Source organism: Streptomyces sp. T028, assembly GCF_048159505.1.
Lineage (GTDB): Bacteria > Actinomycetota > Actinomycetes > Streptomycetales > Streptomycetaceae > Streptomyces.
The window spans coordinates 202,637-226,972 of the sequence record NZ_JBLRVZ010000019.1 but is presented as its reverse complement, the minus strand read 5'-3'; the positions used below and the strand labels follow the sequence as shown (position 1 = coordinate 226,972).

Annotated in this window: 16 protein-coding genes; all 16 read right to left on the bottom strand. The window is 73.4% G+C overall.

Features of this window, described 5'->3' with window-relative positions; all coding sequences use genetic code 11:
• Positions 1–19 precede the first annotated feature (19 nt).
• Genes ACLZN2_RS19535 through ACLZN2_RS19460 form a run of 16 tightly spaced genes read right to left on the bottom strand, consistent with a single transcriptional unit; the run spans position 20 to position 24,329 of the window.
• Positions 20–2,224: a hypothetical protein gene (locus ACLZN2_RS19535; protein WP_416979772.1), complete on the bottom strand. Its 2,205-nt coding sequence runs from the start codon at positions 2,222–2,224 to the stop codon at positions 20–22.
• Complete coding sequence (locus tag ACLZN2_RS19530; RefSeq protein WP_416979771.1) at positions 2,221–6,093, bottom strand: putative baseplate assembly protein; 3,873 nt, start codon at positions 6,091–6,093, stop codon at positions 2,221–2,223. Before ACLZN2_RS19530 ends, ACLZN2_RS19535 begins: the two co-directional genes overlap by 4 nt.
• Positions 6,090–9,161: a putative baseplate assembly protein gene (locus tag ACLZN2_RS19525; RefSeq protein ID WP_416979770.1), complete on the bottom strand. Its 3,072-nt coding sequence runs from the start codon at positions 9,159–9,161 to the stop codon at positions 6,090–6,092. The genes ACLZN2_RS19530 and ACLZN2_RS19525 overlap by 4 nt, the downstream gene beginning before the upstream one ends.
• Positions 9,158–9,529, bottom strand: coding sequence for a GPW/gp25 family protein (locus tag ACLZN2_RS19520; protein WP_416979769.1), 372 nt, complete (start codon positions 9,527–9,529; stop codon positions 9,158–9,160). Before ACLZN2_RS19520 ends, ACLZN2_RS19525 begins: the two co-directional genes overlap by 4 nt.
• A 4-nt stretch (positions 9,530–9,533) precedes the next feature.
• Complete coding sequence (locus ACLZN2_RS19515; protein WP_416979768.1) at positions 9,534–9,863, bottom strand: hypothetical protein; 330 nt, start codon at positions 9,861–9,863, stop codon at positions 9,534–9,536.
• Positions 9,864–9,865: 2 nt separating this feature from the next.
• On the bottom strand, positions 9,866–10,378 hold the full coding sequence (locus tag ACLZN2_RS19510; protein ID WP_416979767.1) for a phage baseplate assembly protein V: 513 nt from the start codon (positions 10,376–10,378) through the stop codon (positions 9,866–9,868).
• A gap of 9 nt (positions 10,379–10,387) precedes the next feature.
• Positions 10,388–11,515 carry a hypothetical protein gene (locus ACLZN2_RS19505; protein WP_416979766.1) on the bottom strand — a complete coding sequence of 376 codons (1,128 nt, stop codon included), beginning with the start codon at positions 11,513–11,515 and terminating at the stop codon, positions 10,388–10,390.
• Between the two features lie 60 nt (positions 11,516–11,575).
• The gene (locus ACLZN2_RS19500) at positions 11,576–11,908 is read right to left on the bottom strand and encodes a tail protein X (protein ID WP_416979765.1); all 333 of its coding nucleotides are present in this window, start codon (positions 11,906–11,908) and stop codon (positions 11,576–11,578) included.
• A 40-nt stretch (positions 11,909–11,948) separates the two neighbouring features.
• A complete protein-coding gene (locus tag ACLZN2_RS19495) occupies positions 11,949–12,590 on the bottom strand; it encodes a hypothetical protein (protein ID WP_416979764.1) in 642 nt (213 codons plus the stop codon).
• Positions 12,587–13,174 (bottom strand): hypothetical protein, encoded by a 588-nt coding sequence (locus tag ACLZN2_RS19490; protein ID WP_416979763.1) that lies wholly within the window; start codon positions 13,172–13,174, stop codon positions 12,587–12,589. Before ACLZN2_RS19490 ends, ACLZN2_RS19495 begins: the two co-directional genes overlap by 4 nt.
• Before the next feature lie 10 nt (positions 13,175–13,184).
• Complete coding sequence (locus ACLZN2_RS19485) at positions 13,185–19,505, bottom strand: eCIS core domain-containing protein (RefSeq protein WP_416979762.1); 6,321 nt, start codon at positions 19,503–19,505, stop codon at positions 13,185–13,187.
• Positions 19,502–19,750: a hypothetical protein gene (locus ACLZN2_RS19480; protein ID WP_416979761.1), complete on the bottom strand. Its 249-nt coding sequence runs from the start codon at positions 19,748–19,750 to the stop codon at positions 19,502–19,504. The genes ACLZN2_RS19485 and ACLZN2_RS19480 overlap by 4 nt, the downstream gene beginning before the upstream one ends.
• Positions 19,741–21,702 carry an ATP-binding protein gene (locus ACLZN2_RS19475; protein ID WP_416979760.1) on the bottom strand — a complete coding sequence of 654 codons (1,962 nt, stop codon included), beginning with the start codon at positions 21,700–21,702 and terminating at the stop codon, positions 19,741–19,743. The genes ACLZN2_RS19480 and ACLZN2_RS19475 overlap by 10 nt, the downstream gene beginning before the upstream one ends.
• On the bottom strand, positions 21,702–22,889 hold the full coding sequence (locus ACLZN2_RS19470; protein WP_416979759.1) for a Pvc16 family protein: 1,188 nt from the start codon (positions 22,887–22,889) through the stop codon (positions 21,702–21,704). The genes ACLZN2_RS19475 and ACLZN2_RS19470 overlap by 1 nt, the downstream gene beginning before the upstream one ends.
• On the bottom strand, positions 22,886–23,608 hold the full coding sequence (locus tag ACLZN2_RS19465) for a hypothetical protein (RefSeq protein ID WP_416979758.1): 723 nt from the start codon (positions 23,606–23,608) through the stop codon (positions 22,886–22,888). Before ACLZN2_RS19465 ends, ACLZN2_RS19470 begins: the two co-directional genes overlap by 4 nt.
• On the bottom strand, positions 23,601–24,329 hold the full coding sequence (locus ACLZN2_RS19460) for a hypothetical protein (RefSeq protein ID WP_416979757.1): 729 nt from the start codon (positions 24,327–24,329) through the stop codon (positions 23,601–23,603). Before ACLZN2_RS19460 ends, ACLZN2_RS19465 begins: the two co-directional genes overlap by 8 nt.
• Positions 24,330–24,336 lie beyond the last annotated feature (7 nt).

Here is a 24,336-nt window from a genome sequence, read left to right as displayed (position 1 = left end):
GTAATCGAATGACGCTGTGTCAGTTGACCGGGACGATCCCGGCGTCCATGCCGGCCGGTGAGAACTCCGCGAGCCGCGCCCGCAGGTTGTCCTCCCGCTGTGGCTGGAACAGGTCGTGCAGCACCCCGAGCTCGGAGCCGTCGTCCGCGCCCCGGCTGATCTCCACCGCGCACGACAGCGCGAGCTGGACGTAGGCCGGTGTCCCGTACCGTCGGCTGGTGAACCGCGGCCGCACCCGCGCGGCCTCCAGCGAGCGCAACCGCGGCAGGTCCGCCGGGTCGACGTCACCGGACTCGGCGAGCCGCCGCAGGTCCTCCCCGACCAGGTCCGGCTGACAGTGGTAGCGGCGCGGCGTCCTCGACCCCGGCGGCACCCAGCAGAACCGCAGGCACCCGATCCCCCGCCGCGCGACGTGCATCAGGCCGTCGAAGACCGAGTTCTCGCCCAGCCGGACCGCGTGCGCGTGCACCTCGCCGATCACCGTCGACCGCCGCACCGTCAGCTCCGCGTGCGCGTGCCGGCACTCCGGCGCCGACACCGCCTCGCGGTCCGCACCAGTCGCGTCCAGCACCGAGTCGGTGACGCACACCGTGACGGGATCGGTCCCTACCTCGTCGTTGACCACCAGGATCGATCCGACGACGCTGTTCGCGATCTCCACGCACGCCGTGGTGTTCTCCAGGACCAGGCTGGGCTCCTGCGGGTGCGTGGGACGGCAGTGCGGCTCCAGCGACCACCCGGGCACCAGCGTCGAGTGCCGTACGACGACCGCACCCATCGGCCCGGTCACGCTGACCCCACGGCCGGTGACCAGCAACCCGTCGAGCACGAACCGCGGCGGCGGCCGGTCGTCGCCCTCCTCCGGGCAGAGCGCCCGGATCTGCAGCGAGTCCGGCCGGTTGCTGTACCAGTCCAGCAGCCGCAGCACCGGCCGCCTGCGCTCCGCGCCGCGCAGCTCCAGCCGGTCCCCCGGCGACAGCACGAACTCCAACTGCTCCTGGTACGCCCCGGAGTCCGCGATCTCGATCACCGCCTCCGGCTGGGCGCCACCGGAGTTGTCGTGCTGCCACGCCGCGTAGGCCAGCTGGATCCGCTCGAACTCCTCCTCCGGCCCGACCCGGTACACCTTCGCCGCACCCGGCGTCGTCACGTCCCGCGGGTACTCCCCGCCACCGAGTTCGGACGGCTGGAGGAAGTGGTGGCTCACCCACACGCCGCGGCGCGGCGCCGACCGCGCCCCGAACACGATCCGCCCGAGCTCCGGGTCCACGACCACCTGGCCGCGCCGCGCCCGGTAGAACCAGCCCGACAGGTCGGCCACCACGATGTCGCTCACCGGCACCGGGTCCGGCTGCCCGTCGCGCCAGATCGCGAAGCTCTTGTCCCGGCCGTAGAAGTCCGGCAGCCGGTCGGCGAGTTCGCGCCGGGTGATCGGCGCCGGCACGTGCTCGCGTCCCGCGATGTGCTCCGGCGAGGGCTCGGGCACCGGCCTGGTCGCCAGGGGCACGTCGTTGCCGAGGATCGAGAACGTGTACTGGTTGCGGGCCCGGTCGACGCAGTACGCCGGCGCGTGGGTCAGCGGCTGCGGCCTCAGCCGCCACACGTACACTCCGACGTTCGCCGGACGGTACCGTCCCTGCCGTCGTGCCGAGCTGATGCGCGCGGCCTCGGCGAGGTGGCCCTGCGTCTCGAACGGCCCGCCGATCCCCACCAGCGCCGCGTCGTCGCGTACGTCGGCCAGCCCCGGCGCCGCCCGCGCCCGCCGCACCGCGGCCTCGTCCGAGGACGGGTACAGCCCGATCGGCTGGTCGCGCAGCAGCAGACGATGGAACTCGACCGCCCGCGACGGCCAGTCCGCCACCGACGACGCCAGCTCCTCCAGCATCGGCAGCGTCCCCTTGCGCCGCCTCGCGCCCACCGTCGCGGCGACGTCCCGCCGCGGCGCCAGCCGGGCCACCAGCCGGTCCGTGGTCGCCGTCGCGAGCGCCTCCTCGTGCCCGGGCAGCAGCCGGTAGCCCACCAGGTCGCCCAGATAAGGGACCGCCCAGCTCTCGGCGGTCTCCACGAACCAGTTGTCGTACAGCCGCTCCAGATCGCTCTGCACCAGGTCGACCTGCTCGCCGATCACCGCGAGCAGCGCCCGCAGCGCGGAGCCGTTCTCGGCGTCGGTCTTGCGGATGTGCAGCGCGAGCAGCTCGCTCAGTCGGTCCGGCCTGCGGCTCATCGGCGTACCTCCTTCAGGATCAACGTGGTCGGGACAGCGGGTGACAGCAGCACCAGCTGCGCGGGCCGGACACCGGCGAACACCACCACGCGGGTGCCCGCCGGCAGCGGCTCGGCCGGTGGCAGCCCGGGGTTCAGCCGGAGCAGCTCGGCGACCGTGATGCCGCTCCGGGCGGCGACCAACGTCAACGACTCGCTGTACGACGCGGGGTCGCCGCCGTCGGGCGGCCGCACGTCGTGGTACTCGACCGTGTAGGACGCCTGGCGGGCCGGCACCACCGGGTTCGGCGTGGTCAGCGTGGACGCCAGCTTCTGCAGCCCGGCCGGCGTCATGCTGCCCGGGACGCCGGCGAACACGTCCACGTCGACGTACTCGACTCCCGGCACCGCCTGCGCGGCGGCGATCGCCTCGGACAGGTACGCCGGCTGGCCCAGCTCGCGACTGTCGAATCCGAGCCGTTCCAGCAGCGCGCGTCGTACCTTCGGCTCCACCAGGTCGTAGGAATGGTCCGGCGCGATCTTCAGCCCGGCCGACATCACCAGCAGCACCAGCTCGCGCACGTCCACCCGGACCGGCAGCTGCGGGTCGCCGTACTGTCCGAGCGCGGAGCGCAGCGACCGGACGATCTCGCCGTCCTCGTCGAGGGTGATGTCACCGGCGCCGGCGATGGTGACGTGCATCAGCTCGCGGCCGGCGAAGATCCGCCGTGCCGCGGCCCGGCCGATCCCGGCCCGCGACCTGGTGAAGTCCTCGTAGTCGGTGATCCCGACCAGCCGGTCCAGCGCCGCCACCGCGAGCGGGATCTGCCGCCGGGTCTGCCGCAGCCCGTCCGGGTCGGCCCCGCCGCCCGCCGGCAGTGGGTTGGTGACGCCGGTGACGCCGAGCGGGCGGGTCAGCGGTGTGGTCACGGTGTCGGCGGCGACGTTGCCCGCGGCACCGATCCCGACCCGGTAGCGGGCCCGGACGTTCTCGTGGCCGGTGGGCAGCCGGGCGCCGTGCACGCCGTCGCCGAAGCCGACCGTGGTGCGGCCGTCCTCGCCGGTGCCGGTGACGTAGACCTTCGCGGTCGGCGGCTGCCCGGCGAGGCTGTCGACCTCGTGCCACAGCACCCCGTCGACCCGCACCTGGAGTGTGCTGCGGGCGCCGCGCGGGTTGTCGGCCGGCAGCCAGGTCAGCGGCGCGGCGAACAGGGTGAAGGTCTGCCCGGCCTGCCCCGCGTCGCCGCTGCCGATCGGCTCGTCCCGGGTCGCGCCGGCGTCGGCCCGTACGACGTTGCCGTGGATCGTCACCGTCGTACGGCGGTAGGTGTACGCCAGCGGTCCCGCGAGCGTGATCGTGGTGTGCACCGGCTCCCCGGGCTTGGCCGGGTCGACCGCGTGCGAGACGCCGGCGACCATCGCGAGCTCGGCGGCCCGTACCCCCGGTGTGTCCGGGATGTCGGTGCGCTCACCGGCCACGATCACCCAGCGGCCCGGCTCCAGCTCGTCGTACAGCTCGGCCAGCTCGATGACGCCGCCTGCCACGTCGTCCGGGATCGGCTCGGTGGCGACGGTGAGCGGCTCGCCGCCCGCGTACACCGTGGTTCTGCGGATCTGGGACAGCTGTGTGTCCTCGGGGCCGAGCCACGCGTCCGCCAGGGTCAGCTCGGTGACCTTGCCGGTGATCCCGAAGTCGGCCTGTGAGATGACCCGGGCGGTCTCGACCCGGGTGACCAGCTTCTGCAGCGACGGTACGGCGCCCGGCCGTTCGATCACGACCCAGCTCTCCGGTCCGATCCCCGGGTACACGGCGTCCAGTACGAGCACGTTCGGCGACACCGTGCTGGTGGTGGTCAGCGCGACCGTGACCCTGTCCGGGTCGTCGGTCCGCTCGGCCCGGCCGAGTACGACGTTGATGCCGCCGTGGGTGGTGGTCTCCTCGTCGCCGGGTTCGAGGTCCTTGACGACCGGCGCCGGGTCGGTCCCGAACGTCGGGGCGACCTCGACGGTGATCTTGCCCTGCGGTGTACCGCTGTCCGGCTTCGGCCCGGTGAAAGCAACCGTGCGTGCGATGTCGTTGCCCCAGCACCACAGCCCCACGGTGGCCGGAGCGTCGTCCGGTGTCGTGGTGGTGACCCAGACCCCCAGGGGCCCCACCCGGATCGAACCGACGAACGGCAGGTCCTGCGACACGCCGACCGGGCTGCCGGACTCGATCCATCGCGCGATGAGCGTCTTCGGCGTGCCGGCGTCGTACTCGACGGTGAAGGTCAGCGACTTCGAGCCCGTCAGCGGCCACTCGATGTGCCCGACGATCCGCCCGTTGTCGTCGTAGTCCGGCTGCAGCGGCGCGGTCGCGCCGAACGGGGTCGCCACCGTGCGCATCGCCTGCAGTCCGGCGAGCGGCAGCGGTTTCGTGAGGTTGACGTTGCGCCAGGCCTCGTACAGCGAGGCGAGCCGTGGGTCGAGCGCGGTCAGCAGCCGGACACCGGCATCGGATCCGGTGCTGAACACGTCCGCCGGGTCCAGCCGCAGCGCGCGGGCGGACGACGGCTGCGGCGTGAGCGGTTTGCGCAGCGAACCGAGCAGCGCGGCCAGTCCGAGCAGCGCCGGGTCGTCGGCCGGCGGCGCATCGCTGGGCCCGTTGCCGGTGGCCCCGTTGGCACCGGCCCCCTTGCCGGTGGCGACGAAGCGCGCGAGGGCGAGCTTGTCGAACAGGTTCTCGTCCTCGTCCGCGGGCCGGTCCTGCTCGGGCTCCAGCCGGCCGGTCAGCGTGCGGATCCCGGTCAGGTCCGTGCGCAGCGCGGCGAGGAAGGCGTGCACCGCCGGGTACGGCGCTGCCGCCGCCAGCGACTCCTCCAGCAGCTGCAGCGCGTCGTCGAGCGCCCGCGCGAACTCGGTCGGGGTCGTGATCGCGTCCGGGTCTTCGCCGTCCGAGTCCCCGCCGTCCTCGTCGAGGCCGACCGCGGCGCCCGGGACGGCTCCGATGACGACGGGCTCCGACGGCAGCCGGTCCTTCAGCGGCACGAGCACGGTGTCGACATATCGCCTGACGATCCTGCTGTCGCGGTACTTGTCGTCCTCCAGCAGTTCGGCGACCTTGTCCCGGAACCTGTCCCGCAGCGCGGCGAACGTCGGCGGTTTCGCGCCCGGCATGAGCACCGAGGTGATCCCCTCGACCTCGTCGACAGTGCTCGCCTGCACCACGTCGAGCGCCTGCCGCCCCGGTTCGGTGCCGAACACGAACAGCAGCCGGTCACCGGTCTGCAGCCGCGCCCCCGCACCGGCCAGGTGCACCTCGCGCCGGTCGATCGTGCGGTCACCCCGCAGCCGCACCGGGTAGGGCCGTCGCAGCCGTACCTTCAGGTCGTTCCACGCCGCCCGTGCCGCGAGGTCCTCGACGGTCTCGAACGACTGCGGCTCCTGGCCCGTCCCCGGCACGCTCTGCGCCCGTGACCCGGCCGGGATCATCACCGCCCGGTCCCGGTCCACCTGGTAGGCGAGATACACGCCCGCGCCGACACCCGGCCGCGGCGTGTGCCCCACCAGCCGGCCGAACAGCAGCAACGAGTCCGCGCGGGTCGCGGTGCGCAGGTAGCCCTCGTTCGCCACCTGCTCGGTGTGGAACCCGAGCAGGTCGCCCAGCACCGCCCACGCGTCCAGCCACGACAGCGCCGGGTCGTCCGGGGTGCGCACCAGCAGGTCGCCCAGCTCCGGGTACGCCGGGCTGGACAGCCGCGCCAGCATCGACGACCAGAACGCGTGGTGGTCACCGGTCCGGTACGCGATCTGCGCCAGCCCCGGCGGGTTCGCCCGGCTGAACGGCGTCTCCAGCTCGGTTCCGGTGCACCAGTCCCCGCCGCCCGTACCGCACCGACAGCCCCCGGTCATCGGCCTCCCCCGATCTCGATGTGCAGCCGGCCGTTCTCCGGCCGGTCGCGGTCGTCGTCCAGCTGCGCGACCTCCAGCGGCCCGATCCGCAGCAGCCCCTCGTCCAGCTCGCCGGCGTCCGGCGCGAACAGCCGCCGCAACCGGGTCACCAGCACGCTCGTCACACCCGGTACCGCGGCCACCGCCGCCACCACCCGGCTGATCCGCACCGGATCGCCGAACGTCACCGCGTCCGGCGCGAACAGCGCCAGCACCGCCCGCCGCACCGCATCGTGCACGTGACCGCGCTGGTGGCCCGGGGCGGCACAGACGCGCAGCTCCAGGTCCACCGGCACCGCCGTCGCGGGCTCCACGACCACGTCGTGCCCGATCCGCCGCACGCCGTCCAACGTGTGCGCGACCCGGGCCAGCAGCTTCGTGCCCGGCGCCCCGGTGCCGAGGGCGTCGACCGCGACGTGCACCTCCTGGCCGGTGCCGGTCCAGCGAAGGTCTGCCGCCGCCCGCTGCACACCCGGCACCGCCGAGGCCAGTTCGGCGTAGTCGTCCGCGGTCACCGCCCGCAGCCTGACCTGGTGCGGCTGCAGCGGCGCCAGCCGTCGTACGTCGTCGAGGGCCTCCGGCTCGGTCCCGCCGCGCGCCGGCAGCGGGTTGCGCACCAGGGTGACGGCGTCGTCGTGGCCGTCGCACAGCACCAGGTGCCCGATCGCCTCGGCGCCGACGTTGCCCGCGGCACCGTTGCCCACCCGGTAGCGGACGGCGATCCGCCCGCCCGCCGGCGGTGGCGCGCCGTGCACACCGTCGCCGAACCGCAGGGCCAGCCGGCCGTCCTGCTCGGCCTCGCCGACGAACGCCTTCGTGTCCGGCGTCGCGGTCAGCAGGTCGCGGCGCGGCGTCCACTCCCCCGCCGACGCGCCGTCCGGCGTGCGGGCCGTGACGGTCACCGCGGGCAGCGCGGCGCGTGGGTCCTGGGTGAGCGCGGCCGAGGCCGGACCGGCCAGCCGCGGGTCGTCGGCCCGCAGGCCGTCGGCGTACGACGGACCCCAGGTCTGCGCGAGCTCGTCGATGAGCCAGCCACCGAGCACCTCGCCGTCGCGTGCCCGGCGGGACAGCCGCGCCAGCCGCCGGATCTTCGCCCCCAGCAGGGACTCGTAGCGCAGCAGCAGGTCGCGCAGCGCCCGCGCCTCGTCGTCCGCGAACCCGAGCCGGTCCAGCACCGCCTGCCCGACGAGGAGCCGCAGCTCGGCGATCTCCTCCCCGGTCAGCGGCCGGGCCCCGCGCCACAGCACGGTGATCCGCGCCTTGGCCCGCGCGGCGATGCCGTCGAGCAGGTCCGCCTGCCCGGACGACACCAGCGCCGGGTCGGGGTACGCCGTCCGGTGCGTCACCGGTCTGTCGGTCAGCTCGGGGTGGAAGGGCTCCACCGTGCCCGGGTGGCTCAGCTGCGCCAGCAGCGTGTCCAGGCTCGCCGCCTGGTCGGCCGCGGGCGCGCCCGCGTCCAGCCCGGCCCGGTCCAGGGCCGCCTGGCCGACCAGCCCGCGCAGCGTCGTGACCTGCTCCTCGGTGAGCTGCTCACCGCGCCGCGCCACCGTCATCAGGCCCACGATCGCCTCCCCGGCGGGCCCCTGCCGGGGACGGTCCGGGCAGCAGCCCGGCTCGCACACCGGCGGGGCCACCGGCGCCGAGGGGACGTCGTACTCGTCCGGGTGCCCGCCGCAGAACGTCAGGTCCCGCCCGTGGTCGACCAGGACGACGTTGCCCCGCGCGACGGTCACGTCGACGAGCCGCTCGCACGCCGGGCCGCCCTTCGTCGTCAGGCAGGCGCTGAAGGTCAGCGCGTCCTCGTCCGCCCAGGTGACCTCTACGACCGCCCGGTCGTAGAGCGCGTCGCACGCCGGCGTCACCGAGGTGAGCCGCACGACCTGCCGGTGCGCCGGGTCGGCGTCGGCCGTCGCGCCGGTGCGCGGGCCGAGCACCTCCTCGATCACCAGCAGGTCACCGGGGACCAGGTACAGCCCCTCGTCGACGAGCGTCGCCGACGTCGCGCCCTTCGGCAGGCAGCACTCCTCGTCGCCCCAGGTGTGGAACCGGATCCGGTTGTGCGTCGGCCGCAGCTCGGTCTCCCCGCTCGCGACCGGCTCGAAGATGTCGGTCCGCACGGCCGGTGGCAGGGCGGCCAGCGCCCTGTCGGTCACGACCGCCCCCAGATCCGGCCGCTCCACCGGGTCCACCTGGCTGACGTCGATCGCCGCGAACCGGAACGTGCCCGGCCGCAGCGTCACCTCGTCTTCCACGCTCAGCGTCACCGCGGCACGCGCGTTGCACCCGTCATGCATCGGGTAGTCGACCAGCCGGACGTGCCGCCGCACCGAGGTCCGCCGCCGCGCGGTGTGCAGGTACGCCTCGGTCGCCACCGCGTCCAGCTGGTATTCCAGCTGGTCACCGACGTACGCGAGCAGCTCGATCACGGTCGTCCCGAGGTCCGGCACATGCCGCTCCACCCAGGAGGGCGCGACCAGCGTCATCCGGTCCAGCAGCTGCCGGCGCAGCGTCGAGTAGTCCCGCGCCGTGTAGTCGATCACCGGCACCGGCCGGGCGTCGTGGTGCTCCCCGCCGCACCCGCACGCGCAGTCGGACCGCGCCGGGCACTGCGGGTGGAACACGAAGTCGGCACGGGAGTAGCGCGGGTCGAACCCGGCCGCCGGCTCGGTCCCCGGCCGCCCGTAGGCGTCCGGCTCCACCACGGACAGCGTGTACGGCGAGGTGTCGCCGGTGCGGTCGACCACGACGAACGCCCGGTCGTCCAGGTCCGCGTCCTCCTCGCGCTCGATTGTCACCTCGGTGACGTGCACACCGGTGATCCGGCGGCCGCCGTCGATCCGGATGTTGCCCGGGGCGAGCCGCTTCGGTGCCTTGCCGAGGAACGTCACCACCAGCGTCAGCCCGTCGTCGTGCGCCTCCACGGCGTCGACGCCGTTGAGCTTCGCCCTCCTGACGTCCCCGCGCCGGTGCCCGGTCCCACACCGTGCCGTCTCCCCGGTGTTCCCCCGGGTGTTCCCCCCGGTGTTCATGGCGCCCTCCCCTCGAACGTCTCGGTACGGCGGTCGCCGGTCGCCTTGACGACGTACGCCACATGGACCCGCAGCACGTTGTCGTCGCTCTCGACGACCACCGCCTCGATCTGGATCACGTCACCCAGCCAGCGCTCCAGCTGTGCGTGGACGGCCAGTTGCAGGGTGGCCGCCAGCTCCGGGCTGTTCGGCTCGAACACCAGGTCCAGCAGGCCGCAGCCGAAGTCCGGGCGCATCACGCGTTCGCCCGGGCTGGTGAACAGCACCAGCTCGATCAGGTCCCCTACATGGCCGTCGTACCCGACGTCCGCCGTGCGCCCCCGCCGGTCCACCCGGAACGGGAAGTCGATGTCGATCCGCTCGGTCACTTGCTCAGACCCCTTTGGTTCGTTGCTGTACGACCGTCACCAGCGGCGGCCCCTGCGGGACCTGTTCCGCGCTGAGGCACAGCCCGGTCGACGCCTGCGTCACCACCGGTGCCCCCGCCACCGTCACCCGCGCCGCCGGGGTCACCCAGCGGATCGTCACGCACGGCTGCGGCTTGGTCCCGACGGTGAACGGGCAGCCCGCGATCAGCCAGGCGCCGGCCACGGTTGCGCCGGGCTGGCCGGACAGGTTCACCCGCGGGGCAGCCGGCAGGTACGACGCCCGCCCGCCGTGCGGGCAGCTGACGGTCGCGTTCACGTGCAGGATGTTCGTCATGGTCAAGTCACCGTGAGCCCGCCGGTGTTGACGTCCACCACATTGCCGACCAGTGAGATCGTCGCGCCCTTGCCGTTGCTGATCAGGATCCCGGTGTCGTTGACCGTGATCATCGCCCCGCCCGGTGAGCGCAGCGTGATGCCCGGGCCGCCGGGCAGGTCGGACATGAGGACGGTGTACTGGCCGCGGGTCTGCAGCACGATGTTCGGCTGCCCCGGCGGGCCGGCCAGCGCGGTCGGCGGCACCTCGGCCACCGAGCCGAACCAGCAGCCCGTCCAGATCGGGAAGCTGGGGTCGCCCTGCTCGAACTCGATCCACACCCCGGCCCCGACCACCGGTACGACGTACACCCCGGTCTGCGGACCGGCCAGCGGAAGGCACGGCATCGCGAACGTGCACGGGGTGTCGCCGAGCACGTCCGGCACCATCGCCTGGATCCGGCCCTGCTGCATCGGGTCGACGTTGTTCACCACGGTGCCGCGGTACTTGCCGAGATACTTCGTCGCTTCTGGCATCTGTCGTCCTCACGGGAGCACGGCCGGGGTCAGGGACACCAGGCCCTCGCGGGCCAGGGTGAAGTTCTGGGTGTACGAGCCGCGCTGCAGGTTGTGCGTCACGGACTTCACGTAGTAGAGGCCGTCGTACGTCAGTCCCGCCCCGCGCACGCCGACCAGCTCGCGGGGCCGCAGCACGTGCCCGTACCGGGTGACGTCGAGCTGGCCGGAGCCGCTCACCGCGTCGGACGACTCGACCGCCTTGGCGAGCGCCTCGGCGACCGCCTGCGCCGGCTCCTTCTTGGCGGTGTCCGCGATCACCTTCTTCTTCAGCGCCGGCGCCGGCCGGGCCGCGAGCGGCGGCCGCAGCACGCTCACCTCGGGCACCGGCAGCAGCAGCGCCACCTTGGTGGCGGGGATCTGGATCCGTGCGACCGGTTGTTCCCGGGCCGAGCCGTCGAACCCGAACGTCATCTGGTCCACGTTCGACAGATGGTCGGAGTTCACGGTCAGCGCGTGCTGCGGGACGCCGATCCGCGACTCCGGTCCCCAGTAGCCCTTGCTGATCCCGGGCACCGGACCGGGGTCGAGGTAGAACACGTACCCGTTCGCCCTGGCCAGCTCGTTGAGGTAGCCGAGGTCGGTGCCCTTCTGGAAGTCCACCCGCTGCGTCGGCAGCGGCGTCTGCGGCACCAGCTCGGGGACGACCAACGGCACGATCCCGTACTGCGCGTACTGCGCGATGATCGTCGCCACCCGGATCGCCGGACCCATCGCCGGAAAAGGCACACCCTCGCGCTCCTCGAGGTCCATCAGCACCGTCAGGTCCTCGCCGGTCAGCGTCAGCGTCGACTGCCCCGGCACGCCGCTCACGCCGACCTCGTGCCGCAGGATGATCCCGTCCATCAGCACCGTCGGCGTCCCGCGCACGATCGCCGTCAGCACCACCCGGGTCGGCGGGTCGAAGAACCCGGACGGCAGCAGTGTCCGCCCGATCAGCCCGCTCTTCGACAGGTCGAACGCCAGCTGGAACCCGCTGCGTTGCCCCGCGCTGACCGTGATCTGCGCCGAGAGCAACGCCTCGGTCACCGCCTCGGGCGCGGGCACCGCGATCTGCCGCCCCATCATCAGCAACAACCGAACCGGCGCCTCAGCCATCGGTCCCCCTCCGTCTTCGTTCACCGGGCCCTTGCGACCCGGTGTGCCGCGGTCGTCCCGTCAGCCGGTCTGGTCCGGCAGCGTGATCCGCAGTGCCCGGCCCGGGGTCCGGGTCAGGTCGACCGGGTCCATGACGGGGTTCGCGTCCGCGATCCGCCACCACTGCTCGGCGTCGCCCAGATACCGGTTCGCCAGGTTGTCGGCGCGGTCGCCGTCGGCCACCACGTGCTCGTCGATCTGCACCAGCCGCTCCGGCCGCGGCAGGATCCGGCGCGGCGTGTACGGGATCTCCTGCCCGTCCGCCGTCATGTGCACGGACTGCCCGACGCCGTGGTACCTGCTGGTCCGCGGGTACGGGTCCGGCGCCGGGATGTCGTCCAGCAGCCCTGCCATGTGCTTCCCCCTTCGTCCTTCGTCCTTCGTCGTACGACGTTCAGATGCCGGTCAGTCCGAGCTGCGCGAGCCTGCCCGCGGCGAGCTGCCCCGCCAGGCGTTCCTTCTGTGCGAGGTGCGCGAGATACAGCTCCGCGCCGCGGTGCCCGGCGGGCAGGTCGCTGACCGTCAGCAGCCGCAGCCCGACCGCGAGCGTGGCCCGGATCGGCTGCAGCTGCTGGTCGAACGCCTCCTCGGTGACCGAGAGCTCGGTCAGCCGGACCGGTACGACGCGCCGCGGGCCCCAGACGAACAGCGTCAGCGGCTGCTCCACGGGCGTGATCTCGAGCATGCCCATACCGGCCAGCCGGCTGTTCGCGCGCACCTGCGCGGCCGGCGGCTGGATCAGCATCTCCAGTGCCGCCAGGTGCGGGTGGATGCCGAGCGGCGACGGCACGGCCGGCTGGTCGGTGGCGTCCAGCTCGGCGGTGAACTTCCACGACTCCACCGCCGGCCCCTTCAACCGCAGCGCCTCGGTCCGGTCCCCCTGCTGCTCCCCGCCGCCCGCCTGCGGCGCGATGCTGCGCTCCAGCGAGTCCGGGTTGAACTGCAGCACGATCACCCGCTGCGGCGTCCCCCGCTCGGGGTCGACGATCACGATCCCGGCCTGCACCGGCTTGGGGAGATCCGCGTACCTGGTCATGAGCGTCCACCCTCGAACTGGCCGACGATCGCCGCCTCGCGGCGCAGTTCCGGCACCTCGTCCGTCGCGGCGACTCGTTCCAGCAGTTCCCCGAACTCCGGCCATCGCGAGAACGCCGTCGACCAGATACCGGCCCTGCGGATGTCCGCACCGTCCGCATCGATCGCTGCCGCGATCCGGCGGTAGACCTCCTCGTCGAACGCCGCCGGTGCTCCAAGACCCAGGCGCAGGATCGCCGACGCGTACTGTTCCGCCGTGGCAGCCGAGTCGACGTCGTCGAGCAGCCGTTCAGGGGAGGCCGCACGGAACAGTTCGGCCAGTAGATCTGCCGTCTCGTTCACGTCCTCTTTGTCGTCCCCCTCGACCTGGAGGAAGCAACTCGCCATCTTGGTCTCTTCGACGTAGTAGAGCTCCAGGCCCGGGTCGAGCTCCCAGGCGAGCTCGCGAGTCACCCCGAACCGTGGATCGGAGGTGGCGTCCCGGATCAACTTGAACCCGCGTCGGCTTGCGAAGTCCGCCACCGCCGGCAACTCGGAGGGGCCTGGCAGGACCAGCCTCCGGCTCCTGAATACGTCCACAGTCATCGACTCCTTCTCATCGCCGCGGATCCAGGAACCCGAGTCGACGCATCACCATGTCAATCACCTCGTCATCCACGCGCTGGAGCAGCTTCAGCCTTTCTTCCGGAAGAACCACCAACCCATCGCCGAAGTGCAGCGCGAGCAAGATGTCGATCTCCTTGCGAAGCATCCCGATCGGAGTCTCGAGCCCTCGCCTGAGCTGCTCCTCGGTCTTGCCCCTGTTGTACTTGGCCCGGAAGCGCACGCCCTCGATGTACCTCTGGTCCAGCTTCGACAGCCGATCGCGATGCTGCCTGACGTAAGCCAGCTGATCGGCGGGCGACATCGCCGGATCCAGCCTGCTCCTGACCTCGGCCAGCTGGCGGAATGCCTGGACCGACCCGGCGCGCATCCAGGCGCTCTCCCGGTGAGCCGTCTTCAACATCGACGCGACATGATCGGGATGTGCGTCGATGATGCGCTGCAGGTTGGCACGCCCCACCACTGCCCCCTCGGGCGCCCTCAGGCCCTCGGCCAAGGTGTGCGTCTTCTGCAAGAACACGGCCGAGGCGCCTTGCCGGGTAGCGGGAATGCTGGCGAAATCGTTGACCTGAGCACTGCGCAGATAACCCTGGAACTTCTGCGGACCAACATCCTTGACACCCGCCCGGATCATTCGGAAGTAGGACTCCGGCAGCATTTCGCCGGTTTTCGGGTCCTTCATACTGAAGACACCGTTCGAACCGACCTCGATCCGGAACGGCGAATTCTCTGCCTGGATTACTTTGACGGGTTTCCCGGCCGCCACCTGCGCGGTCATCTGCTCGTGTTCGGCCAGTGTGTGGCCACCGCGCGCAGCAGTGAGCGTTGTCGGGTCGGCCTGCTGGGCGGGTGGGTTCGCGGACGGCTGTCGAGCGTCTTCGCGTGCCGAGCGTTCACGCCGGCGACGAAGGATGTCGTCGAGCTTCTTGTCGACGCGGCGGTTGATGTCCAGAAGCCGAACCGTCTCCTCGTCGGTGACGGGCTGCTCAGGGCTCAGACCGGCACGGATCTGTCCATGGCCGCCGTTCGAGAGGGACAGTCTCTTGAGCCGGTACCAGATCCGCAGGCCGGCCAGGACTCCGATCAGCGGCGCTTTGCGCACCCCGGACTTCAAGAGCCGCCGCAGCACCGGCCGCAGCCTCGCGATGATCCGGGCGAGCCGCTGCTCCTTGGACTCCTGCGGCCTCTTCTTCTTGTTCTGGCGGTTCTGCTTGCGGCGGTCCGCGACGTTCTTGCGCCAGTCCTTGAACTTCTGCTTGCCCTTGGCCACCAGGTTCTTCAGTTTGCGGGCGCTCGCCTTCAGCGCGCGGCCGAGCCTGCTGTTCGCGAGCTTGGTGCCCAGCCGCTTGATCGTCCGGTTGACCGTCTTCAGCGCGGGCCCGACCACCCGGCCGACCGCACCGGCCGCACGTCGTACCCCGTCGGCCGCCCCGCGCAGACCGCTCTTGGCTGCGGCGCCCACCCGGCTCGCGCCCGAACGAACCGCCCGCGCGCCCGCGGTGACGCCACGCCTGACCGCGCGGGCGGTGGCGACGGCACCGCCCTTGACGGCCGCGACCCCGCGTCGTACCGCCTGGCGGGCGGCGTTGACCGCCCGGCCGGCGGTCTTCTTGACGGCGCGGGCGCCGCGGCCGAGGCCCTTCATGATCTTCTCGGCGATGCCCTTGAGCTTCGTACCGACGCCCTTGAGGGCGCTCGCGATCCGCACCATCAGGAAGTTCGTGATGAACTCCAGCAGCGCCACCGCACCGGCCGCGACGGCCTTGGCGAACAGGCACGCGGCCGCGACGCCACCGGCCTTCACGGCCTTCAGGAACGTCAGGAACGCGCTGAACGCGGCGATGATCCTGCTGATGCTCTGGTAGGCCGCCATCACGCCCTGCGCGATCGCGATGATGCCGCCGGCGGCCGGGACGATCAGGCCGATCAGCTTCTCGATGACGATCGAGATGATCATCGCGGGCAGCGACTTGACGATCGCCTGCCAGGCCATCCTGCCGATCTGCGCGACCGACATGCAGCCCTTCACCAGCACGTTCCACAGCATCTTGCCGATGCCGACGACGGACTCGACCTTGTCGTTGAACCACGCCTTGACCGCGGTCTTGATCGCGCCCCAGAGGAAGGTGCGGACCCCCTCCTTGGCCGCTCCGCCGAGCTTGCGGATCCAGCCGATCGGGTCCGGCGCGATGTCCTTGACCAGGGCCGCGAGCTCACCCAGCAGCTTGATGGCGGACTCGACGAACTCGATCGCCTTCATCACCACGCCGCGGACCACCTCGACCGCCGCGAGCAGCAGCTTCTCGTACGCCCGCAGGACCGCGACCAACGCGCCGGCCAGCGCGTCGATGAGCGCGTTGACCGCCTTCTTCAGCCGGTCGGCGAGCTGCTGCACCTTGGCGATCGCGGCGTCGCGCATCGAGATGATCGCCTTGCGCATCTTCTCCGCGATGCCGGGGAAGACCGTGCCGATCACGCTCACCACGGCCAGCAGCGCGTTCGCGAGGCCCTTGATGATGCCGGTGATCGCCTTCGCGGCCAGGTCGATCAGACCGTTGATCGCCTTCTTGAAGCCTTCCTTGATCGCGTCAATCGCCTTGACGGCCAGGTCGAACAGGCCCTTGATCGCCGAGACGAGCGCGTTGAAGGCGGCCTTGACCTTGGACTTGACCCAGCCCCACCAGCCGGAGGACTCCTCCTTCTTGGCCTCGCGCTCCTTGCGGGCCTTCTCCTCGGCGGCCCTGCGCTCCCTCTCGATCCGGTCGTTGTCCTCGTTCTTGCGCTTCTCGATGTCGGCGTCGGCCTCGGCCTTCTTCGCGCCGGTGTCCTCGCGGGCCTGCGTGTGCGCGTCGGTCGCGGTCCTGGTGTTGTCCTCGACCGCCCTGTCCTGCTCGTCACGCCACTCGCCGCGTCTGCCGGCGGCGTCCTCGCGGGCTTCCTGGCGTACGGCGGCCTGCTGGTCGCTGTTCTCCGCGATCGCCTGCTGGACCTGGGCCTGGTTGTCCGCCTTCGCCTGGTCGGACTGGGTCTGCTTGTCCTGCTGGGCCTGGCCCATCCTGCCCTGACCGTCGGCGAAGCCCGCCTGGATCTGCGGGCCACGCTCCTGTACGGCGACCGCCGACACCGTGTCCGGATCCGTCCCGCCTCCGCCCGGACCGCCTGCCGCGGCGGGCGTGCCACCGGCGGGCGTGCGGCCGGGCACCGAGGCGGTGAGCGTCTCGCCGGGCGCGTTCGGGTAGATCTGGTCCTCGCCGAGTCCGACCGCCGCGTCCTGCCTGCCGAGCGTGTGCGTCCGGTTGATCCGGTCCTCGGTCTGCCGGTGCTGCTCGTCGGCGAGCGCCGGGTCGGTCTCGCCCTCGAGCCTGACCCTGGGCGCGGCGCCGACGGTGGTGTACAGCCGGTCGTCGCTGGTGGGTACGCCGCCCACCGCGCCCTGCAGCTGCTGGATCTCGGCGTCGCTGGCCTTCTCCTCGTTGCCCCCGGCGATGACCGGGTCCTTGACGCGGGTCGCGGGGTTCGGGGTGTTCGCGGTCGGTGGCGGGTTGGCCTCGCGCTGCTTGGCGAGCGTCTGCGGGGTCACCTCCGTCATCGGCTCGACCGCGGTGGACACCGGCCCACCGGTCTGCGGGGCACCGGACTGCGTTTGAGGAGCGCCACTCGGGCGTTCGAGTGTGGGCGGTGCACCCTGGAGGTCCTGGTGCTCCTTGCCGACCGTGGTGCCCACGGCCTGGTCGACGCCGCCGAGTGCCTGCGGCATCCCGGCCGGTGGCTGGGACGAGATCGTCGCGAGCGCGGCCGTCGGCTCCTGACCGGAGACGTCCGGCGGCTGCGCCTGCGCCTTCTTCTCGGCCGGGGCCGGTGCTCCGCCTCCACCGCCGCCTCCACCGCCGCAGCCGCCTCCGCCCTCACCGCCCTGGGCGTCGGCCTCCGTCGTGGCCGCCGGCGCTCCGGCGCATCCGCCGCCACCGGCCTCCAGCGAGCCCTCGGGTCCTGCGCCTGGCGCGGCACCGTCAGGCCCCGGCTGACCCGGCGCCGCCGACTGCGCCACCACCGGCCCGCCGGCGGGTGCGGCCTCCGCGAGGTGCGGGTCGCCCGGCATGGGTTCGGTCGGGCGTGGTTCACCCGGTACCTGCGCGCCCGGCCCGAGCGCCGTGCCGCCCGCCCCGGCCGACGTGCCGACCGGAGCAGGGCCGGCTGAGTCCCCGACGGCCGCGGGTTCGGCCGTGACGGGTGCGGCAGCCGGCGCGGCTGAGGCCGGACCTGCACCGGTCGCGGCAGGTCCGGTGGCAGCCGGGGACAGGGCGGCGGCCGTCGAGGCGGCCGGTGCCGATGCAGCCGGGTTCGCGGTTGCGGGCTCCGCGGAGCCGGTCGTGGTGGCCGGTGCGGCTTCGGCCGGCCCGCCGGGAGCGGCCTCGGTGGCGTCGGCCGCGGGCGCCGTCGCCGGTGTGTCGGACTCGGCCTGTTCGCCCTCGGCCTCGACCGCCCTGTCCTGTGGGGCCTCCGCGTCGGCGCGCTCCAGCTCCGGCTCGGCGGCCTGTTCGGCCTTCTCTGCGCGGTCCAGGTCCCGCGGCTCGGCCTCGACCGGCGGCGGCGCGGGCATGGTCGGCAGTTCCCGCGGCTTCGGCGGCGTGGTCCCCGGCGCGGCCTTCAGTTCCTCGTCGGCGGTCGGCACCGCGGACAGGTCCGGGTCGGTCTTCGGTACCGGGTCCGGCTCCGGCTTGTCCGCCCCGGCCTCCTGCTCGGCCCGGTCGACGGCCTGCTGCGGCGGTTCGGGCTCGGCGGCCGCCTCCGGCGCCGGTACCTCGGACTCCGCACCGGACTCGGTGTGGAGCGGCTTCTCCTGCTCCGGCGGTTCGTCCTGCCTGCCCGGCTGCTTCGCCAGCCCGTGCTGGGCCAGCGGGCCCTGCGGGTCGTTCGCGACCGCCTCCGCGCGGTCCTCGCGCACCGGGTCCGCGCCCCCGCTGCCGACCGGGGCAGCCGTCCCGGCCTGGGCCCCGACGACCGGCGCCTGCCCGATCGGCTCCGGCCCGGCCCCGCCCGCTCCGGCCCCGCCCGCCTCGGCTCCGGGCGCGGCCACCGCCGGCGGCGCGGCCGCACCCTGCGCCGCTGCCTCCGCCTGCGCCGGCCCGCCCTCCGCAGCGGGCTGCTCCTTGCCCTCCGCCTCCGGCTTCTCACCCTTCTCGGTGGCCTTGCGGTGCTCCTCGTCCTCGCGTTTCTGCTCGTCCTCCTCGGCGGAGTCCTTGCGGCGCTGGTCGTCGAGCGCCGCCCCCTTCTTGCGCTCGGCGTCCTGCCTGTCCTGCTCGTCCTTGGTCGCCGCGTCCTCGCCGGTCCGCTCCCGGTCCCGGTCCTCCGCGCCCTGCCGCTCCTCGTCGCCGCCGTCGCGCTCCCGGTCCGCGCGCCCCCGTTCGTCGCCCGCCTTCCGCTCGGCCCGGTCGCGCCGCTCGGTCCGCTCCCGCTCTGCGGGCTCCACGACGGGCTCCGGTACGACGGCGGTGTCCACCGGCGTGCCCGCGGACGTCTCGGCCGCGACCACCAACTGCTCGACCCGCGCGTAGTCGGCCGACGGAAGCCGCTGCTGCAGCCGGGCCAGCACGGCGGACTGCAGCTCCGGCGCCAGCCGTACCAGCTGCTGCCGCACGCGCCCCGCCGCGTCCGCCGGGTCGCCGCGCAGCGTACGCACCACGCCGGCGACGATCCGGTCCACCAGCGCCGCCGGGTCCAGCTGCTCGGCCCGCAGCTGGGACACGTCGACGCTGATGAACCGCAGCCACGACACCGGCTGCGCGCCCCGCTCCCGCACCGCCTGCTCGCCGCCCCCGGCCGGAGCCGCGCCCCGGTCGCCGGAGGCACGGTCCACCCGCTCCTCGGCCTCGCGCTCGACCCCGTCCAACGGCCGGCTCAGTGTGCCGTCCTGCCGGCCGAGCCGCAGCCGGCCGGGCGCGTCCGGCACCTGCACGGTGTGCAGGAGCTCGTGCGCGAGCAGCCGTAAACCCTGGGCGGTCTCCGGGCGGTACGCGCCCGCGGCGAAGAAGATGTCCTGGCCGACGGCGACGGCATCCGCTCCGACCAGCGCGGCCAGTGCGGCCGCGTCCCGGTCGCTGTGGATACGGACCGCGCTGAAGTCGTGACCGAGCCACTCCTCCATCGCGCGCCCGACCCCCCGCTCCAGCGGCTTCCCGGCCTGCGCGAGCACCGCGTCCGGCGCCGGCGGAGTGCGTCGTAACCACTTGTCGCGCAGCGGCGTGGACCGTTTCGCGCGCCCCCGGCGCGGCGGCTCCGGCTGCTGCTGCCGTACCGGCGTGACGGCGCTCATCGCATCAGCTCCCGGTGCACGGCCCGCGCCAGCTCGCGCCCGAGCCGGCGCGGGTTCGTGGTGGCGGGCAGCGGACGCAGGCCGCTGACGACGTCGTACGAGGCGGCCTCGGCGGCCGGTGGCTGCTCGGTCAGCAGTCGGGTGAGTTCACGTGTGAACGCACTCGCGATGCGGTCCGCGTCGGCACGTCGCACGCCGTCGACGCCGCGGATCACCAGCTCGTCCACATGCAGGTTCACACCCATCCGGCCACCTCCGTGGACGTCACAGAGCGCTCGAGCTTGGCGTACTCGGTGTGCGCGGCGGCGAGCAGATGCCGCATCCGCAGCTCGGTGCCCTCGTCGGCGGCCAGGAAGGCGGCCGACAGCGCGATGTTCCGGATGCTGCCGCCGGCCACCGTCAGTCGCGCCAGCCGCTCGACCGCGACCCCGTCGACCGGGACCTGGGGCGGGATCACCCGCCGCCAGATCTCGGCCCGTTCGGCGACGTCCGGGAACGGGAAGTCCACCACGAACCGCAGCCGCCGCAGGAACGCGTGGTCCAGGGCCTTCTTCTGGTTCGTGGTCAGGATCGCCAGGCCCCGGTACGACTCCATCCGCATCAGCAGGTAGCTGACCTCGAGGTTGGCGTACCGGTCGTGCGAGTCCTTCACCTCGCTGCGCTTGCCGAACAGCGCGTCGGCCTCGTCGAAGAGCAGCACCGCGCCGCCGCGCTCGGCCGCGTCGAAGATCCGGCGCAGGTTCTTCTCGGTCTCGCCGATGTACTTGCTGACCACCTGGGACAGGTCGATGACGAACAGGTCCAGCCCGAGCTCGCCGGCCACCACCTCGGCGGCCAGCGTCTTTCCTGTGCCGCTGCTGCCGGCGAACAGCGCGGTGACGCCGAGCCCCCGCCGCAGCACGTTCTCGAAACCCCAGTCCTGGTAGACGGTGGCGCGCTGCCGGACGTGCGCGACGATCTCGCGCAGGATCGCGCCCTGCCGCTCGGGCACCACCAGGTCGTCCCAGCCGGCCCGCGGCTCCACCCGGCGGCCGAGTTCGTCGAGCGCGATCCGCGCGTGTGCCAGGCCCGCTCGCCAGGCCGCCGCCCGCACATCGCCGCCGGCGTTGCGGGCGACCGCGCCGGCGGACCGGATCACGTGCCCGGGCAGGCTGAACTGCGCCACGAGTCCGGCCACGTCGACGTCACCGGCGTGGCCGTCCAGCTCGGCGCGCCACAGTTCGCGCTGCTCGGCCTGCTCCAGCGGCTCGACGACCAGCTGCGCGCGGTGCGTCGCGGGTGCGGCGAGCGGGTCCTGGCTGGACAGCACCACGGGCACGCCGAGCATCGCCACGAACGCCTCCGCGGCCGCCGCCTGCCTCGTCTCGGAGACCTCGACCAGCAGTACGGCGGGCAGCAGCACGCCCTCGCGCTCCCAGAGCCGGGCCAGCACCGCGCGGTCCGCGGGCTCGGCCGGCAGGTCGGCCGCCGACAGCGTGAACGTCGCGAAACCGGCCGCGCGCGCCGCCGTGACCGTCACTTCGCGCCGGGTCTGCAGATCGCCGCCGGAGAGCGCCGCCACCCGGTCGGCGCTCACCGCCGCCGCCAGCTCCGCCGCCAGTCGCGCCTGCGACTTTGGCAGCCGGCCGGGTACGGCGGTGCGCGCGACCAGGCCCTGCAGCCGTGGCTCGACCTGCGACACGCCCAGCAGGAAGTGCAGCACCCGCTCGTCGATCCGCAGCCGCGCGGTGGTCAGCACCCCGTCGTCGGCAACCTCGACGAGCCGGTACCGGCGCAGCGGCGCGTCCGGCGTCAGCGCGCTCCAGTGCGGCTCGGGCAGCGCGGCGAGGGCCAGCGAGAAGGTCGGGAACTCCCGCCCGCTCGCCGCCGCGCAGCGCGCCGCCGCGGTCGGCACCAGCTCCATCGCCGCGCACAGCACCAGCAGGTCCCGCTCGAACGATGTCAGCCCGAAGCAGGCGGCCATCGTCGCCAGCGAGCCTTCGTCGTACAACGAAGGCTCGCTGCGACCCTCTTCCGGGGTCCCGCCGTCGTCGGCGCCCGCCGCCGTGTGCCGGGTCCGGCGCCGCGACCGTCCGGCAGGACCGCCGTCGGCCGCCTTGTCGGCGGCGGCCCGGGCGTGCGCGTCGAGGCGCGCGAGCACGTCGGCCACGGCCGTGGCCATGACCGCCGCGTCGACCTCACGCCCGTCGTCGTCCATCAGAACTCCACCACCGGCGTGCGCAGGTCCTCGCCGACCACCGTGTCGACGCCGTCGATCCGCAGCCGCAGCAGATAGCTGCCGGCGGCGACGCCCGGCGTCGCGACCGCGACCGCCTTCGGGTCCCGGGGACCGGGCAGCGGGTAGGCCGCGTCGAACCGGTAGCTGCCGGATCCGTCCAGCTCGTCCAGCAGCACCGACACCCGCTGCCGGTCGCCGACCGCGAGGTCCAGGGTGGCGACGACCCGGCCGTCGGTGACCTCGGACGCGGTCACGGTGGCCTGCCGCGCCATGGCGATCTCGTTCGAGTCGAGGATCCGGACCGAGTCGCCGAGCGCGATCTCGTGCAGTACCCGTACCGGGTGCACCCCCGGGGCCAGACCGGCGGGCGGGGTGAACACCACCTGGCCGTCGTCGACCGCGGACGGGTCCACCGGCTCGCCGGCGACGTCGACGGTGACCTTCTCGCCGTTCAGGTCGTGCCCGGTCAGCACCACCTCGTGGCCCACCGGCACCGGGCCGGGCCGCGGCTCGGCGTCCGAGCCGGCCGGGCGTCCGCGCAGCTCCTCCACCACCGGACGGCGGCCCGGGACCACTCGGACCCGGTGCTCCCGGACCGGGCGGCCGGCGGCCGGCACCTGCCGGCTCTCCAGCAGCAGCAGCGACGCGTCGAACGCGATCGACGGTGTGTACGGCGTCTGGATCAGCATCGACCACAGCTTCGACAGGTCCTCGAGGTCCATCTTCGACGGCGTCAGCCGGACCGCCTGCGGCGACGCCGCGAGGTCGGCGCCGGCCAGGAAAGCCTGCCCGGCGGCCGCCTCCAGGTCCTGCGCGGACAGCGCCGGCTGCTCGTGCAGCGTGCGTGCCACCGAGCCCAGCAGTGCCTGCGGCACCAGCTGGGTCTCGTTGCCGTAGCAGCTGATCAGGTAGTGCACGTCGTAGGCCGCGGTGGGTGTCCGCAGCAGCCGCCCGGCCCCGTCCCGGGTGGGCGTGTCGGCGTTGCGCCGGGACGCGTTCGGGGTGATCCGGTAGCAGAACACCGTGATGGTGGGCTCCGTGACCGGCTCGCTCGGCGGTTTGCGCGCCTCCACCTGTACGGCGTAGGGCACGTCGGACTGCACCGAGCGGGCCAGCAGGCCGCGCAGCGCCTCTGTGGCCTGGGCGATCGCCAGGTAGTTGCTCACAGCGCCTCCCGCCGGTCGAGGAAGGCCGCCAGCCCGACGGTCGGCTCGGGCCGTCCGGTCCTGCCGTTCCGTTCCCGCTTCGGTTCGGGCGCGGCGGTCGTCACCTCGAGTCGGCCGATGGTGACCTGGACCGACGGCTCGGCCGGTGCTGCCTGCGCCTCGCGCCGTCGGACCTCACCGGCGGTCCGCGGCACGGAGGGACGTGCCGTAGGCCCTGTCCGTGCGGCCGCGGTGAGCGGGACGGACGGGGGCCGCAGCGGCGTGTCCGCGACCGGTCGTCGATACGCCGGCTGCTCGAAGGCCTCCACCGCCGCGTCCGCCGACGGCACCAGCGGCTCCACGACGCCCCGTACGACAACCGGCGCGGCCGCGTGCTCCCCGCCCGGCGTCCCCGGCGCCCCTGCGAACACGGTGCGTACCGTCTCGATCGACCGCACGGTCCGCTCGATCTGGCTCAGCACCGACGGTCGTGGCGCCGACGCCCTCTGCGGTCCGGCCTGCGCTGTCGCCGGTGGTGCCGCCGGCACCTCCGGCACCGGCCGCGGCGGGGCGGCGGCGTCGATCTCGGCCTCGGTCTCGGTCAGTGCCGCCGCGGGCAGCCGCTCGAACGGCATCGCCAGCCGGGGCCGCGCCAGCGTTACCACGGCGTCCGGGCGGATCGCCGTCCCCGTGCGGGCGAGCAGCCGGTCGAACAGGTCCGGTGTCCGTGTCTCAGCCATGTCCGGCCAGCTCCAGGTAGTAGCGGCGGCGCAGCGGTGACAGCGCCAGGACGTCGGGTTCGGTCCACCCGTAACTGGAGGCCAGCGCGTGGACGTCGGCGAGCGTCGTACGGGCCCACGAGTCGAGCTCGTCCCACAGGTAGGTCGCGATGTCGAGCTGTGTCCGCACCTGCGCGCCGCAGTCCGGGCAGGCCATGGCGAACGAGATGTCGGCCGCCGGATCCGCAGCCGCGACCGCCTCGGCGAGCAGGTGTACGACGCGCTCCGGCAGCCGGTCCGCGCGCACCGCCCGGTCGCCGCGCCGTGCCTCGAGCACCAGCCGGGCCGCGAGCCCCCGTCGTGGATCCTCCGCGGCCTGGTCCCGCACCGCGAGCAGGTCGGCGGGCGTCGGCAGCCGGAACCGCACCGTCCAGTCGCCGTCGGTCAGCGGTTCCGGCTCGGCCTCGGGCGCGGTGGCCGCCAGGCCGGTCGCGTCGACGTCGAACTCCAGGTCCGCACCGCACGCGGGGCAGCCGATCCGCACCGACAGGATGTCGCCGAACAGCGCGGCGCGCAGGCCGAGCAGTTCGGCGTCCCGGGTTCCGACCGGGACCCCGAGCAGCTCGTCGGCCGCCCGCCCGGGCCGGGCGAGCGCGTGCAGCAGTGCCGCCCGCTGGGCCGAGGAGGCGGGCAGTGTGAGCCCGATCTCCCAGGCGGCGAGCAGCTCCGTCGGGGCAGCCACCTCGCGC

Coding starts and splice junctions, on each gene's coding strand:
- ACLZN2_RS19535 (WP_416979772.1), bottom strand. CDS start 2,224: ATGAGCCGCAGGCCGGACCGACTGAGCGAGCTGCTCGCGCTGCACATC.
- ACLZN2_RS19530 (WP_416979771.1), bottom strand. CDS start 6,093: ATGACCGGGGGCTGTCGGTGCGGTACGGGCGGCGGGGACTGGTGCACC.
- ACLZN2_RS19525 (WP_416979770.1), bottom strand. CDS start 9,161: ATGAACACCGGGGGGAACACCCGGGGGAACACCGGGGAGACGGCACGG.
- ACLZN2_RS19515 (WP_416979768.1), bottom strand. CDS start 9,863: ATGACGAACATCCTGCACGTGAACGCGACCGTCAGCTGCCCGCACGGC.
- ACLZN2_RS19510 (WP_416979767.1), bottom strand. CDS start 10,378: ATGCCAGAAGCGACGAAGTATCTCGGCAAGTACCGCGGCACCGTGGTG.
- ACLZN2_RS19505 (WP_416979766.1), bottom strand. CDS start 11,515: ATGGCTGAGGCGCCGGTTCGGTTGTTGCTGATGATGGGGCGGCAGATC.
- ACLZN2_RS19500 (WP_416979765.1), bottom strand. CDS start 11,908: ATGGCAGGGCTGCTGGACGACATCCCGGCGCCGGACCCGTACCCGCGG.
- ACLZN2_RS19495 (WP_416979764.1), bottom strand. CDS start 12,590: ATGACCAGGTACGCGGATCTCCCCAAGCCGGTGCAGGCCGGGATCGTG.
- ACLZN2_RS19490 (WP_416979763.1), bottom strand. CDS start 13,174: ATGACTGTGGACGTATTCAGGAGCCGGAGGCTGGTCCTGCCAGGCCCC.
- ACLZN2_RS19485 (WP_416979762.1), bottom strand. CDS start 19,505: ATGAGCGCCGTCACGCCGGTACGGCAGCAGCAGCCGGAGCCGCCGCGC.
- ACLZN2_RS19480 (WP_416979761.1), bottom strand. CDS start 19,750: ATGGGTGTGAACCTGCATGTGGACGAGCTGGTGATCCGCGGCGTCGAC.
- ACLZN2_RS19475 (WP_416979760.1), bottom strand. CDS start 21,702: ATGGACGACGACGGGCGTGAGGTCGACGCGGCGGTCATGGCCACGGCC.
- ACLZN2_RS19465 (WP_416979758.1), bottom strand. CDS start 23,608: ATGGCTGAGACACGGACACCGGACCTGTTCGACCGGCTGCTCGCCCGC.